This is a genomic window from Cognatiyoonia sp. IB215446 (genome assembly GCF_033963825.1).
Classification (GTDB): Bacteria; Pseudomonadota; Alphaproteobacteria; order Rhodobacterales; family Rhodobacteraceae; genus Yoonia.
Genome location: NZ_JAXBMD010000002.1, coordinates 362,392 through 376,475, shown reverse-complemented (window position 1 = coordinate 376,475; position 14,084 = coordinate 362,392). Strand labels below are relative to the sequence as shown.

General features: G+C 59.6%; 14 protein-coding genes. 7 read left to right on the top strand and 7 right to left on the bottom strand.

Annotated features, from left to right (window positions below):
* Window positions 1-2: 2 nt before the first annotated feature.
* Together SLH49_RS09360 and SLH49_RS09355 are read right to left on the bottom strand one after the other, a co-directional pair.
* Window positions 3-395, bottom strand: a complete 393-nt coding sequence (locus tag SLH49_RS09360) for a cytidine deaminase (protein ID WP_320268899.1) — start codon at window positions 393-395, stop codon at window positions 3-5.
* A gap of 18 nt (window positions 396-413) precedes the next feature.
* A complete protein-coding gene (locus SLH49_RS09355; RefSeq protein WP_320268898.1) occupies window positions 414-1,526 on the bottom strand; it encodes a cupin domain-containing protein in 1,113 nt (370 codons plus the stop codon).
* Window positions 1,527-1,648: 122 nt separating this feature from the next.
* Between SLH49_RS09355 and SLH49_RS09350 the strand changes: the two genes are divergently transcribed.
* Both SLH49_RS09350 and prpE read left to right on the top strand, forming a co-directional pair.
* Complete coding sequence (locus SLH49_RS09350) at window positions 1,649-3,928, top strand: NADP-dependent malic enzyme (RefSeq protein WP_320268897.1); 2,280 nt, start codon at window positions 1,649-1,651, stop codon at window positions 3,926-3,928.
* A 70-nt stretch (window positions 3,929-3,998) separates the two neighbouring features.
* Window positions 3,999-5,891 carry a propionate-CoA ligase PrpE gene (gene prpE / locus SLH49_RS09345; RefSeq protein ID WP_320268896.1) on the top strand — a complete coding sequence of 631 codons (1,893 nt, stop codon included), beginning with the start codon at window positions 3,999-4,001 and terminating at the stop codon, window positions 5,889-5,891.
* On the opposite strand, the gene SLH49_RS09340 is transcribed toward prpE, so the two are convergent.
* Both SLH49_RS09340 and SLH49_RS09335 read right to left on the bottom strand, forming a co-directional pair.
* Window positions 5,888-6,583 (bottom strand): hypothetical protein, encoded by a 696-nt coding sequence (locus SLH49_RS09340; RefSeq protein WP_320268895.1) that lies wholly within the window; start codon window positions 6,581-6,583, stop codon window positions 5,888-5,890. The two genes, prpE and SLH49_RS09340, sit on opposite strands and share 4 nt — an antisense overlap.
* Window positions 6,576-7,340, bottom strand: a complete 765-nt coding sequence (locus tag SLH49_RS09335; RefSeq protein ID WP_320268894.1) for an NAD kinase — start codon at window positions 7,338-7,340, stop codon at window positions 6,576-6,578. The genes SLH49_RS09340 and SLH49_RS09335 overlap by 8 nt, the downstream gene beginning before the upstream one ends.
* A 184-nt stretch (window positions 7,341-7,524) precedes the next feature.
* Between SLH49_RS09335 and glyA the strand changes: the two genes are divergently transcribed.
* Complete coding sequence (gene glyA, locus SLH49_RS09330; protein WP_320268893.1) at window positions 7,525-8,820, top strand: serine hydroxymethyltransferase; 1,296 nt, start codon at window positions 7,525-7,527, stop codon at window positions 8,818-8,820.
* On the opposite strand, the gene SLH49_RS09325 is transcribed toward glyA, so the two are convergent.
* On the bottom strand, window positions 8,805-9,749 hold the full coding sequence (locus SLH49_RS09325) for a LysR family transcriptional regulator (protein WP_320268892.1): 945 nt from the start codon (window positions 9,747-9,749) through the stop codon (window positions 8,805-8,807). The two genes, glyA and SLH49_RS09325, sit on opposite strands and share 16 nt — an antisense overlap.
* Window positions 9,750-9,839: 90 nt before the next feature.
* On the opposite strand from SLH49_RS09325, the gene SLH49_RS09320 reads away from it, so the two are divergent.
* Window positions 9,840-10,454 carry a class I SAM-dependent methyltransferase gene (locus SLH49_RS09320; protein WP_320268891.1) on the top strand — a complete coding sequence of 205 codons (615 nt, stop codon included), beginning with the start codon at window positions 9,840-9,842 and terminating at the stop codon, window positions 10,452-10,454.
* Here SLH49_RS09320 and SLH49_RS09315 read toward each other — a convergent pair.
* Window positions 10,451-10,819 carry a hypothetical protein gene (locus SLH49_RS09315; protein WP_320268890.1) on the bottom strand — a complete coding sequence of 123 codons (369 nt, stop codon included), beginning with the start codon at window positions 10,817-10,819 and terminating at the stop codon, window positions 10,451-10,453. The two genes, SLH49_RS09320 and SLH49_RS09315, sit on opposite strands and share 4 nt — an antisense overlap.
* A 77-nt stretch (window positions 10,820-10,896) precedes the next feature.
* Here SLH49_RS09315 and SLH49_RS09310 point away from each other — a divergent pair, with 77 nt between their 5' ends.
* From SLH49_RS09310 to SLH49_RS09300, 3 genes are all read left to right on the top strand, one after another.
* A complete protein-coding gene (locus tag SLH49_RS09310; protein WP_320268889.1) occupies window positions 10,897-11,634 on the top strand; it encodes an alpha/beta fold hydrolase in 738 nt (245 codons plus the stop codon).
* A gap of 61 nt (window positions 11,635-11,695) precedes the next feature.
* Window positions 11,696-11,809, top strand: coding sequence for an entericidin A/B family lipoprotein (locus SLH49_RS09305; protein WP_320268888.1), 114 nt, complete (start codon window positions 11,696-11,698; stop codon window positions 11,807-11,809).
* A 68-nt stretch (window positions 11,810-11,877) separates the two neighbouring features.
* Window positions 11,878-12,237, top strand: coding sequence for a hypothetical protein (locus SLH49_RS09300; RefSeq protein ID WP_320268887.1), 360 nt, complete (start codon window positions 11,878-11,880; stop codon window positions 12,235-12,237).
* Here SLH49_RS09300 and SLH49_RS09295 read toward each other — a convergent pair.
* Window positions 12,230-13,858 carry a choline dehydrogenase gene (locus SLH49_RS09295; RefSeq protein ID WP_320268886.1) on the bottom strand — a complete coding sequence of 543 codons (1,629 nt, stop codon included), beginning with the start codon at window positions 13,856-13,858 and terminating at the stop codon, window positions 12,230-12,232. The two genes, SLH49_RS09300 and SLH49_RS09295, sit on opposite strands and share 8 nt — an antisense overlap.
* Between the last annotated feature and the right edge of the window lie 226 nt (window positions 13,859-14,084).

Sequence of the window (14,084 nt, the reverse complement as noted above, 5' to 3'; positions counted from 1 at the left end):
GGTTAGACGCGGCTCATGTAATCGGCATCGAAGACGCCCGGCAGCAGTTCGGCGACCGTCGTTTCCTGTGTCACGCCATCCACCGTTGTCAACACAACCTTGGTGTCGCCCGAGGCAAATTCGGCGATTTTCTGACGGCAGCCACCGCAGGGACTGATCGGTTTGGGGCTGTCGGCGATCACCGCGATTTCGGCGATCTCGGTATCGCCCCCGGCCACCATGGCAGCAATCGCCCCGGCCTCGGCGCAGGTCCCCTCCGGATAGGCCACGTTTTCGACATTGCAGCCCGTGTAAACGTTACCGGAGGTCGCACGCAAAGCTGCGCCAACCTTGAATTTCGAATAGGGGGCATGTGCGTTTTCGCGGACCGCGCGGGCGGCATCGATCAGGGACATGGAAGCTCCGCATTTGTTTCAGGCAGAGTGATCCGGCTTCGGGGCAGATGCAAGGGTCGTCACCGCGCCGGGCAAGGTGACTTCGAGCAATTCGATATCGTCGGACGGCGTGGCATAGCGGGTCGCCATGCCCGGCGGGATCACGAAGGCGTCGCCGTGTTCCAACTTGTATGGTACCTTCCCCTGGCCTTCCAACGTCATGGTCCCCTGCATCACAAAGGTAAAGTGGATATCCGCGTCATGGGTCGTCCATTCCGGCGTCCCCTGGCCCCGGCGCAGAACCTGCACGCCCGCGACGTCCTTGGTGTTCTTTGCAATCGTCGTATCGCGCGCGATAAAACCGGGCAGGTGTGATGGCTGCCAGTCGGCACTCGCGGCCTGATTGAACACGAATTTCTGCCCCTGCCATTCCCGATCCGGGCGCAGGTCCGGCGTGGGCAGCTCCATCTGGTGATCAATCTCGGTGATATGCTCGGCGGGCACACCGATTTCGATCACTTCGATGCCGTCGGACGCCTCCAGCACCCGGTGCCGGATTTCGGGCGGCTGAATGAAACAATCACCCTCCGTCAGCCGGATCGGCGGACCCTGATCCTCGTAGACCACGTCAACCCAGCCCCGATAGCAGAAGATCAGCTGGAACCCGACCTTGTGGAAATGGACCATATCCGGCACCGGGCCGCCATCGGGGATGCGGATGTGGCTGGCGATAATCGATCCACCGAGACGGCTGGGGATCAGATCGCGGTAATGCATGCCCGCGCGGCCAATCACCCAGGGCGCTTGGTCGGCCAAGCGCCGCACGACAAAAGCGTGATCGGTTTCGGGCAGGATCAGCGGCGGGTTCAGCGGGTGGATTTCGACCGGTATGCCGCCCGGCGAGGCGAGCGCCTTGGCGCCATCCGCAAAGCAGGGATCATCCGTCAGGATCCGCAATCCGGGGTTCGGGCCCGTCCCCTGCTCCAACCGCACGCGCAGCCCGTGCCCCGAATAGACCGCGACCGTGGGATCATCCGCCGGGTAAATCATATCCAGCCGCATCCGCAGCAAATTGCCGAAAAAGCCCAGATCGGCGCGCAGGTCAGTCGTGGACAGGCAGATTTCGGCCCGGATGTCATTGTCTTGTGTCATAGAACGCACCCTGTGAGGCCATGGAATGATTTGCAAGAGGCGCCTAAGCATGTTTAACCACAAGGGCGCTTTCCCCTACGGGGAGAAAATGGTTTAACATTAAACCATATTGGGAGGACGGGATGCCAGACGACGCGAAAGAGGGCCTGCGCCAGGCCGCACTGGACTATCATCAGTTCCCCAAACCCGGCAAGTTGGAGATACGCGCGACCAAACCGCTCGCCAATGGGCGCGATCTGGCGCGCGCCTATTCGCCCGGCGTGGCCGAAGCCTGTCTGGAGATCAAGGCCGACCCCAGCGTCGCCCGCGACTACACCGCCCGGGGCAATCTTGTGGCCGTAGTCTCGAACGGAACGGCGGTGCTGGGCCTTGGCAATATCGGCGGGCTTGCCTCAAAACCGGTGATGGAGGGCAAGGCGGTTCTCTTCAAGAAATTCGCCAATATCGACTGCTTTGATATCGAGTTGAACGAACCTGATCCAGAGAGGCTTGCCGATATCGTTTGCGCGTTGGAACCGACCTTCGGCGCGATCAATCTGGAGGACATCAAGGCCCCTGATTGCTTTATCGTCGAAAAGCTGTGCCGAGAGCGGATGAACATCCCCGTCTTCCACGATGACCAGCATGGAACAGCAATCGTTGTTGGCGCCGCAGCCACGAACGCCTTGCGGGTTGCGGGCAAAAAGTTTGAAGATATCAAGATCGTCTCAACCGGTGGCGGCGCGGCGGGCATCGCCTGCCTAAACATGCTACTGAAACTCGGTGTTAAGCGCGAGAATGTGTGGCTCTGCGATATCGAAGGCCTGGTTTATCAGGGCCGTGAAAAAGACATGACCCCGCAAAAGGCCGAATATGCCCAAGGGACGACGCCCGCCACGCTGGATGAAGTGATCGGCGGCGCCGATCTGTTTCTGGGTCTGTCCGGACCGGGCGTGCTGAAGCCCGACATGGTTGCCAAGATGGCCGACCGACCTATCATCTTCGCGCTGGCCAATCCCACGCCCGAGATCGATCCCGACGCCGCGCGGGCGGTCAATCCAGACGCCATCATCGCCACGGGCCGCAGCGATTTTCCCAATCAGGTCAATAACGTCCTCTGTTTTCCTTTCATTTTCCGAGGGGCGCTCGACGTTGGTGCGACCGACATCAATGACGAGATGAAGATTGCGTGCGTCGAGGGCATCGCAGCGCTCGCCCGCGCAACCACAAGTGCCGAAGCCGCAGCGGCTTATAAAGGCGAACAACTCACCTTTGGCGCAGACTACCTGATCCCGAAACCATTCGATCCCCGCCTGATGGGTGTGGTCGCAAGTGCGGTTGCAGGTGCCGCCTGCGCAACGGGTGTCGCCACGCGCCCAATCACGGATATGAAAGCCTACAAGGCCAACCTCGACAGCTCTGTCTTCAAATCGGCGATGATCATGCGTCCCGTCTTCGACGCCGCCCGCACCTCGGCCCGGCGGATCGTTTTTGCCGAGGGCGAGGATGAACGGGTCTTGCGCGCGAGCCAGGCCATCATGGAAGAGACCACTGATACGCCCATCCTGATCGGCCGCCCTGAAGTGATCGAACTGCGCTGCGAACGGGCCGGTTTGAAGATCCGCCCCGGTGTGGATTTCAGTATTGTGAACCCCGAAAACGACCCGCGTTACCGCGATTATTGGGGCACATATCATGAGTTGATGGCCCGCAAAGGTGTCACGCCCGATCTGGCCAAGGCCATCATGCGCACGAACACAACCGCCATTGGTGCGGTGATGGTCCACCGCGATGAGGCCGACAGCCTGATCTGTGGCACATTCGGACAGTTCCTGTGGCATCTCAACTATGTCTGCCAGATCCTCGGCACAGATGACTACCACCCGGTCGCAGCCCTTTCGCTGATGATCCTTGAAGACGGGCCGCTATTTGTCGCCGATACGCAGGTTCACCCTGAACCCACGCCTGAGCAGATCGCCGAAACGGTCATCGGTGCTGCCCGCCACGTGCGCAGGTTTGGTGTTGAACCCAAAATCGCGCTGTGCTCCCACAGCCAGTTCGGCAATCTCGACAGCGATAGCGGGCGGCGGATGCGCGCAGCGATGGAAATCCTCGACAGCACCCCGCGCGATTTCGCTTACGAAGGTGAGATGCATATCGATGCGGCCCTGGATATCGAGCTCCGCAACCGCGTCTTTCCCGGCGCGCATCTTGATGGGGCGGCGAATACGTTGATCTTCGCCAATACCGACGCCGCCTCTGGCGTGCGCAACATCCTGAAGATGAAAGGCGGGGGGCTGGAGGTCGGCCCGATCCTGATGGGGATGGGCAACCGCTGCCACATCGTGACACCGTCGATCACAGCACGCGGTTTGCTGAACATGTCAGCCGTCGCTGGCACGCCGGTCACGCATTACGGTTAGTGCACGGTCCCGCTTGCCGCCCAGACCCGCTGCGCGTAACACTTTCGTCTGAAGATGACGGGAGGCAAGTATGGGTTACGCGGATGTTTACGCAAGCTGGCAGAATGATCCGGAAGGGTTTTGGTTAGATCAGGCCAAGGCCATCGATTGGGTGAAACCGCCCAGCAAGGCTCTGGATGACAGCAAAGCCCCGCTTTACCGCTGGTTCACCGATGCGGAGGTGAACACCTGCTATAATGCCGTGGATCGCCATGTTGCAAATGGCCGGGGCGATCAGGCGGCCATCATCTATGACAGCCCCGTCACCAATACCAAACGCCAGATCACCTATGCGGAACTGCAGACCCGCGTTGCGTCACTTGCTGGTGCCTTGCGCGCAAAAGGCATCGAAAAGGGCGACAGGGTCATCATCTATATGCCCATGATCCCCGAGGCGTTGGAGGCGATGCTCGCTTGCGCCCGACTGGGCGCGATACATTCAGTGGTCTTTGGCGGCTTTGCGGCCAACGAACTGGCGGTCCGGATCGACGACGCTACCCCCAAGGCGATCATCGCGGGGTCATGCGGGATCGAGCCAGGGCGCGTCGTGCATTACAAACCGCTCCTGGATGAGGCCATTGATCTGGCCAGCCACAAGCCCGATTTCTGCGTGATCTTCCAGCGCGAACAAGAGGTCGCAGCACTCACTCCCGGTCGTGACTATGATTGGCACGGTTTTCAGGCCGACGTCGCGCCTGCGGAATGCGTGCCGGTCAAGGGCGATCATCCGGCCTATATCCTCTACACATCCGGGACGACCGGCGCGCCGAAAGGCGTAGTTCGCCCCACGGCAGGGCATCTCGTGGCCCTCAACTGGACAATGAAGGCGATCTACAACGTCGATCCGGGTGAGGTCTTCTGGGCCGCCTCTGATGTCGGCTGGGTCGTCGGCCATTCCTATATCTGCTACGCCCCCCTGATCCACGGCAACACCACAGTGGTGTTTGAGGGCAAGCCCGTCGGCACCCCAGACGCGGGCACGTTTTGGCGCGTCATCGAAGAGCATGACGTCAAATCCTTCTTCACCGCCCCGACAGCCTTTCGCGCGATCAAGCGTGAGGACCCGAAAGGCGAGATGATCAAGGATTACGACATCTCCGGCCTACGCGCGCTCTATCTCGCGGGCGAACGCGCGGACCCGGACACGATCGAATGGGCCCAACGCGTGATGGGCGTGCCGGTCTACGACCATTGGTGGCAGACCGAAACGGGCTACACCATCGCGGGCAACCCTGCGGGGATCGAGGCGCTGCCGGTCAAGATCGGCTCACCCACTGTGGCAATGCCCGGCTACGATGTGCAGATCCTCGATGAGGCAGGGCACCCCATGCCCGCCGGTGAGTTGGGCGCGATTGCCGTAAAACTCCCCCTGCCCCCTGGCACCCTGCCCACGCTTTGGAATGCCGAGGAGCGCTTTATCAAATCCTATCTCAACACCTTCCCAGGTTACTACGAGACTGGGGATGCAGGGATGATTGATGAGGACGGCTATCTCTACATCATGGCGCGCACCGATGACGTGATCAATGTGGCCGGGCATAGGCTCTCGACAGGTGCGATGGAAGAAGTTTTGGCCGCCCACCCGGATGTCGGTGAATGCGCGGTGATTGGCGTGACAGATGAGTTGAAGGGTCAATTGCCCTTGGGCCTCATTTGCCTGAATGCAGGCTGCGACCGCCCCCATGACGAGATCAAACAAGAGGTCATCGCCCGCGTCCGCGATCAGATCGGCCCCGTCGCCGCGTTCAAGCTGGTCACCGTGGTTGACCGTCTGCCAAAGACGCGCTCCGGCAAAATCCTGCGCGGGACGATGGTGAAAATCGCCGATGGCGCGGATTTCAAGATGCCCGCGACAATCGATGATCCGGCGATTTTGGATGAGATCAGAGAAGCGCTGATGCCGTTTGGGTATGCAAAGTGCTAATTGTGCAGTTCATCTGTCAGCTTTTGAAGCCAACTCTGCATTTCATCTGCGCACTCAATACTCTCAAATAATGCCGGGACAACACCAACCGCACGCCCAACGGGCCAGCCTGGATGCCTCAGACCAAATCCAAAGGGTTGAACCTTATCATCGGTTAATAGAGATCCGACCTGCACTGAATCGTACTTACGCCCCGGATATATCAAATAGGCATACGCCCTTTGAAAGGGGAAGGATAATACATAGCGCCTTGATGCCATTCTGAAGTTTCCGTCTCGTCTTATGATATAGGCACAATCCTCAGTCACAGCATAAAAGAGATTGCTCATCACATATGCGCGTGAAGAAGCCAGAAACCAGAAGAACAAGAAACCTCCAATCGTCAACAGCATCAGGAACATGTAAGAAAAAATCGCGCCATCGAAAGAATTGTGGTCGTCAAGCAGACCAACGATCCAAATGATAACGCAACCGACCAGCATGCTCCGATGTAAAACGAGCTCCTGCCCTTCGAATTCCCAGAAATTACGGCCGTGCTTAGGGCGACCGCACCAAAGAACTCTGTCATCTTCCGAGAAGACACCCTCCCAAATAGGATCAAGTTGATTATGGGGGATTGGCTGATTGTTCACGGTAACGAGTATTGATAATTTAATTGTAGCTGTTGAATTGTACTGCAAGCCGCTACGCAAACTGCTCCCGGATTAGCCGTTCTTCCAAACCATGCCCCGGATCGAACAGGATCCGGTGTCTTACCGAAGGCTCTGACCGAATCTCCACGCTCACCACGTCTCGCACTGATTTGCCATCGGCCTCTGCCATGACAGGCCGTTTGTTCGGGTCGATCACGTCCAGCCGCACCACAGCCCTTTTCGGCAGCAGCGCCCCACGCCAGCGGCGGGGGCGGAAGGCCGAGACTGCCGTCAATGCCAACACGTCCGACCCGATGGGCAGGATCGGCCCGTGGGCGGAGTAGTTGTAGGCGGTGGACCCAGCTGGCGTCGACACAAGCGCGCCGTCACAGACAAGCTCGCTCATCCGCAGCTTACCATCCACCGTAATCCGCAACTTCGCCGCTTGCGGCCCGGCGCGTAGCAGGCTCACCTCGTTGATTGCGAGCGCTTCATGCATCTCACCATCCGCGGTCAGCGCGGTCATGGCGAGCGGGTTGATCACCTCTTCCTCAGCCTCCTGCAAACGGTCTCGCAGGCCGTCTGCGGCAAATTCATTCATCAGAAACCCAACCGTCCCCCGGTTCATCCCGTAAACCGGCACATCCAGCCCTTCGGTCGCATGCAGCGTCTGCAACATGAACCCGTCGCCACCAAGGGCCACGATCACATCCGCTTCATGCGCCTCCACATCGCCATAGGCCGCGGCCAGTTCGCTTTGTGCGGTTTGTGCAATCGGTACGGGGCTCGCGACAAAAGCGATCTTGGGGCGCGACATTGGGCAAAAACCTTTCAGTTCCGATACGTTGTGCGGTGATCGCACCCGAAACGCAAGACGCGCATATGAAACCTGCATGACGTGCTCATAAACATCTTGGTCGTTTTGATGCTTTAGAACGCAGCGATCCTGGGGTATCAGGGCGCAATTTTTGAAAAGTCCGGCACCTGAAGGGGGATGCATCATGAATATCACCGTCCGCGACAACGGTTTTTTCACTGAAACACTCGATACGCGTGATCCGGAATTGCATGCGGCTATGCAGGCCGAGCTCAAACGCCAACGCAAAGAGATTGAGCTGATCGCGTCGGAGAACATCGTCTCAGCCGCCGTGATGGAGGCGCAGGGCGGTGTGATGACCAACAAATATGCCGAAGGCTATCCGGGCCGTCGCTATTACGGTGGCTGCGAGCACGTGGATGTGGCGGAAAACCTCGCCATCGACAGGGCCAAGCAGCTTTTCGATTGTGGTTTCGCCAATGTGCAGCCGAACTCTGGCTCTCAGGCGAACCAGGGCGTGTTTCAGGCGCTTCTCCAGCCGGGCGACACGATCCTTGGGATGTCGCTCGATGCCGGTGGGCACCTCACCCACGGCGCCAAGCCCAACCAGTCGGGCAAATGGTTCAACGCGATCCAATATGGTGTGCGCCGTCAGGACAGCCTTTTGGATTATGACGAAGTCGCCCGGCTGACGGCAGAGCATCAGCCCAAGATGATCATCGCCGGTGGCTCCGCCATCCCGCGCATTATCGATTTCGCAAAGATGCGCGAGATTGCCGATACCGTGGGCGCATACCTCCTCGTCGATATGGCCCATTTCGCCGGACTTGTGGCGGCAGGCCTCTACCCCTCACCTTTCCCCCATGCCCATGTGGCCACGACGACCACTCACAAAACCCTCCGCGGTCCGCGCGGCGGCATGATCCTGACCAATGACGAGGCGATGGCGAAGAAATTCAACTCCGCCATCTTCCCCGGCATCCAGGGCGGTCCGCTGATGCATGTGATCGCAGGCAAGGCCGTTGCCTTTGGTGAGGCGCTGCGCCCCGAATTCAAGACCTACCAGGAACAGGTCATCAAGAACGCGCAGGCGCTGGCCGATCAGTTGATGAAAGGCGGGCTGGACATCGTAACAGGCGGCACAGACAGCCATGTGATGCTCGTTGATCTGCGGCCCAAGGGCGTGAAAGGGAATGCCACTGAAAAGGCACTCGGGTGCGCCCATATCACCTGCAACAAGAACGGCATTCCCTTTGATCCGGAAAAACCCATGGTCACATCGGGCATCCGCCTCGGCTCTCCTGCGGGGACGACACGCGGCTTCGGAGAGCCTGAGTTCCGCCAGATCGCCGATTGGATCGTCGAAGTGACCGAGGGGCTGGCCGCCAACGGTGAAGACGGCAACGGTGCCGTCGAGGCAAAGGTCAAAGCCGAGGTCGAGGCGCTCTGCGATCGCTTCCCGATCTACCCAAACCTCTGATCACCCATAGTTTTTTGTGTTTGCGGTGGACCCGGCAGGGTCCGCTGCCCCAATACCTGCGCAAGATGGTCATAGACCAGCCGAATGCGCTTTGAGCTATGCAGTTCACGGTGCACAGTCAGCCAGTACGGCACCTCAACGGGTTCAAGATCAGGCAGGATCATCTCCATATCCGGGAAGGCAGAAGCCAAATCCTCGGTCATCGGCATGAGGCCAAGACCCTGACGCGCAAACTCCCAACTGGCCACACCGCTACCGCCCAGAATGGCGAGGTTTTTTGCCGAAACGGGTAGCCCCCAATTCTTCAGGAACGTGATCAATTCCTCTGCATCGTCGATGCCAATAATGTCCGCCCGGGCGACGTCCTCGACACTGCGAATTGGACCGATACGACGCAGATAATCGCGGCTGGCATACAGATGCCCGAAACTGCGACGCACCTTGCGGGCGATCAGGTCCGGCTGGGTCGGGGCGACATGCCGCACCGCGATATCCGCCTCGCGCCGCTGCAAGTCCGACAGCGCGTTTGAGGCCAGCACTTTGATCTGCATCTGCGGGGCAATCCTGCGCAAATCCGCCACGATATGCGGCATAATGTAGACCGCAAAGATGTCGGTGACCGAGATACAGACCTCGCCCGTCACAGTCTCTGACCGGCCAGAGGCGGTCAGGGTCGCCCCAATCGCGCTCTCACCCATCGCCCGAAGATGCACCAGCATATCGCGCCCGGCTGGCGTCAGTTCCAGCTTGCGACCAATCCGCTCAAACAGAACGATATCAAGCGCCTCTTCGAGCCCAGCGACTTGTCGCCCCAAAGTGGGTTGGGTCATCTTCAGCGCACGCGCCGCAGCCGAGAACGACCCCGTCTCGGCGGTCACCAGAAAAGCCCGTGCTTGGTTCCAGTCAAAGTTCAGAGCCTGCCAGTTCATGCATTTCTGTATAACCAAGAGGCAAATCTTGGCAATTCCGCAATTGAGCATGCACGAATAACATAGAGTAAATCCGAAAAGGAATTGAACATGCAAAATGCAGCCTTCTGGGATCGCATGGCGCCCAAATATGCCAAGGACCCGATCAGCGACCAAGCCGCCTATGAGACTACTTTGGGGCGCATGCGTCATTATCTGCAGCCTGACCATCACGTTGTCGAACTGGGCTGCGGGACAGGATCAACCGCGCTGGCTCTTGCGCCCGGGGTGCAAAGCTATCTTGGCACGGATGTATCATCGGGAATGATCGACATCGCGCGCCGCAAGCTGCAACCGGACGGTCCGGAGAAACTAAAGTTTGAAGTGGCAGCCGCCGCCGAATTGCCGCCCGGCCCGGTTGATGCTGTGCTGGCACTGAACCTCTTGCATCTGCTGCCGGACCTGCCGCAAGTCCTTCGCAACATCGCATCCGCCCTTCCGAAAGATGGTTTGCTGATCACCAAAACAGCCCTTTTGAAAGAGGGGCCGTGGTATCTCGGCGTGATGATCCCAGTCATGCAGGTCTTCGGCAAAGCCCCTTACGTTTTGCGCCTATCCCAATCAGAGCTCTTGTCAGCGATAGAAGAGGCCGGGTTCGATGAGGTGGAGACCATCCTTCAGCAAGGGACCGCACCGCGACTTTTTACAGTGCATCGCAAACGTTAAACGAAGCCGCGCAACACCAGAACCACCAGCACCAGCACGCCGGTGACCAGAAACACAAAAGCAATCGAAGCAGCGAGGTTGATCATCGCCGTGATCCGCTCTTGCCTGGGATCCAATCCGTCCAGATAGGCCACGATGTTGCTGTAGGCGCGATCCATTTTCTTTCCGTCAACCATGCGCGCCAGCTTTGGATTGGCCATCAAACCGTAACTCTCAAGAAAAAAGCGTGCGTCGCGCCGGACATGGCGTGGCAAACGCCGCCCTGCCTTGCGAACCTGCGCCTCAAGGTCGCGCCCCTGCACCCGCAGCTTTTCCGCGAAAAGCGTGCGCAAGGCGTCAACCTGGTATTCAACAGACTTCCCCATCCCTGCCCGCTAGGGGCTTGCGGCTGAGGGCGCAATCCCTCTGGAACTTCGAAAGGCGGAAGGGTTAGAAGCGATGCATGTTGAACACGGTCACCTATGACGGCCCCGGCCAGACACCATTGCTGATTGCCCATGGCCTGTTCGGGTCGGCGCGCAATTGGGGTGTCATCGCCAAACGCCTATCCGAAGCAAGACCTGTCGTTGCGGTGGACATGCGCAATCATGCCGGCAGCCCCTGGTACGATACGCATTCCTATGCCGATCTGGCCCAGGACCTTGCAGAGGTGATTGAGATGCCCTGTGACGTGCTCGGGCACTCCATGGGCGGCAAAGCTGCAATGCTGCTGGCGCTTCAAGCACCGGAAAAGGTGAACCGTTTGATCGTCGCCGACATTGCCCCCGTGGCCTACAGCCATTCGCAGATAGGGCCGATTGAAGCCATGCGGCGCGTTGACCTCGCCACCATCCAAAGCCGCGCTGATGCAAAGCAGCAATTGGGGGACCTTGATCCGGGGGTTCCAGACTTCCTGCTCCAAAGCCTTGATATGAAGGAAAGAAGATGGCGATTGAACCTGGATGTGCTCGAGTCTGAGATGGACAAGATCATCGGGTTCCCCGAAGTCTCGGGTCAATTCAATGGTCCGACGCTGTTTCTGTCAGGCGCGGCATCTGACTACGTCCAGCCCGATGCGCGGGCCACGATCAAGGGTCTGTTTGCAAATGCGAAGTTCGCAAAGATCCCGGGCGCAGGCCACTGGCTCCACGCCGAAAAACCGCGTGAGTTCGAAGCTGCCGTGGCCGCATTTCTCGGATGAAAAGAATGTTGCCCACACACTCCGGGCGCTCTAACCTGATCAAAATGAACGAGGGAAGATCATGATCAGACTCATTGCTTTGGCTGCCTTTCTGGCGTTGCCAGCCTGCGAAACTGCACGGGGCTTGGGGCAGGACATCAGCAACGCAGGCGACGCGATCAGCGACGCGCTCTAGATCAGACAGACTTGACAGGCATGCTGCAACGCAGCGAGACTTGAGGTATTAACCTCAAGGAGATTGCGATGCTCAGCCCATTTGACATATGGTCACCCACCTTCCACGCCCCGTTTTCGGGTGACGTGACCCAAGAAATCACGCCCCGCGTTTTTTCGCCCGACATCAAGGGCAGCATGGGGATCGAAAACCGCGTCCAGACGCAAGTTGCCAGCTATGGCAAACAACTCGGCAAAATCCTCGAGGCGCTGATGGTACTTGCCGCCAAGGACAACACCAAATTGCCCGACATCCAGAAACTGATTGATGACATCGAGGAGGTCAAAACGGACGCCAAGGACCTCTTGCGCGAGGAAGCCATCGCCGCCCTCGCCCGGCTCGAAAAAGCGGACCCAGAGGCGCATGCGGAATTAACCAACCTCAAGTAGGCGGGGTGCTTGCGCCCATTTTGCCACGGATCAGATCCGCCGCCTTCTCGGCAATCATGATCGTGGGCGCATTGGTGTTCCCGCCGATCAGCGTCGGCATCACCGACGCATCGATCACGCGCATCCCCTGCATGCCGCGTACTTTCAGTGCTGGATCGACCACGGCCATGTCGTCCACCCCCATCTTGCAGGTGCCGACGGGGTGATAGATCGTATCGGCGCGCGCGCAGATATGGCGTTCCCATTCGGCGTCGCTCATTCCGTCCCGCGTGCCGTGTAGTTCATTATGCCGGAAGGACGCCAATGGCGGGGCCCGCAGAATCTCCCGCATCATCTTCGCCCCTTTGACCGTCGTCGCCAGATCGCGTGGGTCCGACAGGAATTGCGGGTCAATCGCGGGCGCGGCCAGCGGATCGCCGCTTTGCAGACCCACCGTGCCCCGACTATGGGGGCGCAACGCGCAGACATGGCAACTGAACCCATGCCCCAGATGCAGCTTGCGCGCATGGTCATCGACAATCGCAATCACGAAATGCAGCTGGATATCGGGCCGATCGAGTGCCGGATCCGTCTTCAGAAACGCCGCCCCCTCGGCAAAGGGTGAGGCGAGCATGCTCTTCCCGTCTTTGCGCCACCGCAAAGCATGCCGGATCAGGTTCCAGGTGCCCCGCGCGCTGATCCCGAAATTGTCCCGATCCTTGGATTTATAGGCGAGGATGAAGTCCAGATGATCCTGCAGGTTCTGCCCCACGCCGGGCAATTCATGCACCATGCTGATCCCGTGGGGCGTGATATCCTCAGGCCGTCCTACACCGGACAATTGCAGGAGCTGAGGTGAGTTGAAGGCCCCACCGCAAAGCAGCACCTCTTTGCCCGCCAGCACCTGTTTCTCGGCCTTGCCCTGCCGATACATCACGCCCGTCGCGCGCTTGCCCTGAAACAGCACCCGCGTCGCCTGCGCCCGCGTGACCACCGTCAGATTGGGCCGATCCATCACAGGGTGCAGATAGGCCGCTGCCGCCGAGCACCGCTCGCCCGCGCGTCGCCCATGAAACTGCGTGACCTGATAGGTCCCGATCCCCTCATTATCACCCCGGTTGAAATCCGCCACCTCGCGATGCTGTAGGTTCGTGCCCGCCTCGACGAAGGCGCGCGTGATGGGCCGCATCGCCTGCTGGTCGGTCACATGCAGCGGGCCGTTGCCTCCATGAAAGTCATCCGCCCCGCGCGCATTATTCTCGGACTTGCGGAAATAGGGCAGCACATCATCCCAGCCCCAGCCATCGCAGCCCAGATCGGCCCAGCCATCGTAATCCGACCGGTGCCCGCGCACATACAGCATCGCGTTCAGCCCGCTCGACCCGCCCAGCATCTTGCCGCGCGGTTGATACCCCCGCCGCCCGTTCAACCCCGGCTGCGGCACAGTCTGATAGGCCCAATTGCTGATCTTCGGCCGCCCCGGCAACATCACAAGCGCCCCGGTCGGCAAGCGGTAAAGGAGCCCCTTCGCCGGTCCCCCGGCCTCCAACAGGCAAACGGATGTGTTAGGGTCCTCCGACAAACGCGCCGCCAGGACAGAGCCCGCCGAGCCCCCGCCCACAATCACATAATCATAGGCCATCCCGCCCTCCCTCGGCGCGCAAGGTAAGGCTGCGATGTGGGAGATGTCCAGCGGGTCAGACCACGGGTGAGGTCAGAAAAGTCGCCAGACAAAGACCGCCCATCAGAAAGAGAAAAGCGTGAGGCAAAAAGCGCATCGGATGCTCCATCGCGGGGTGATGGAGGTTGAACGTGGGAGGGTGCGGTTTCCGGCGCATGTGTGATCAGTGCCGCGCCCGAACCGACGG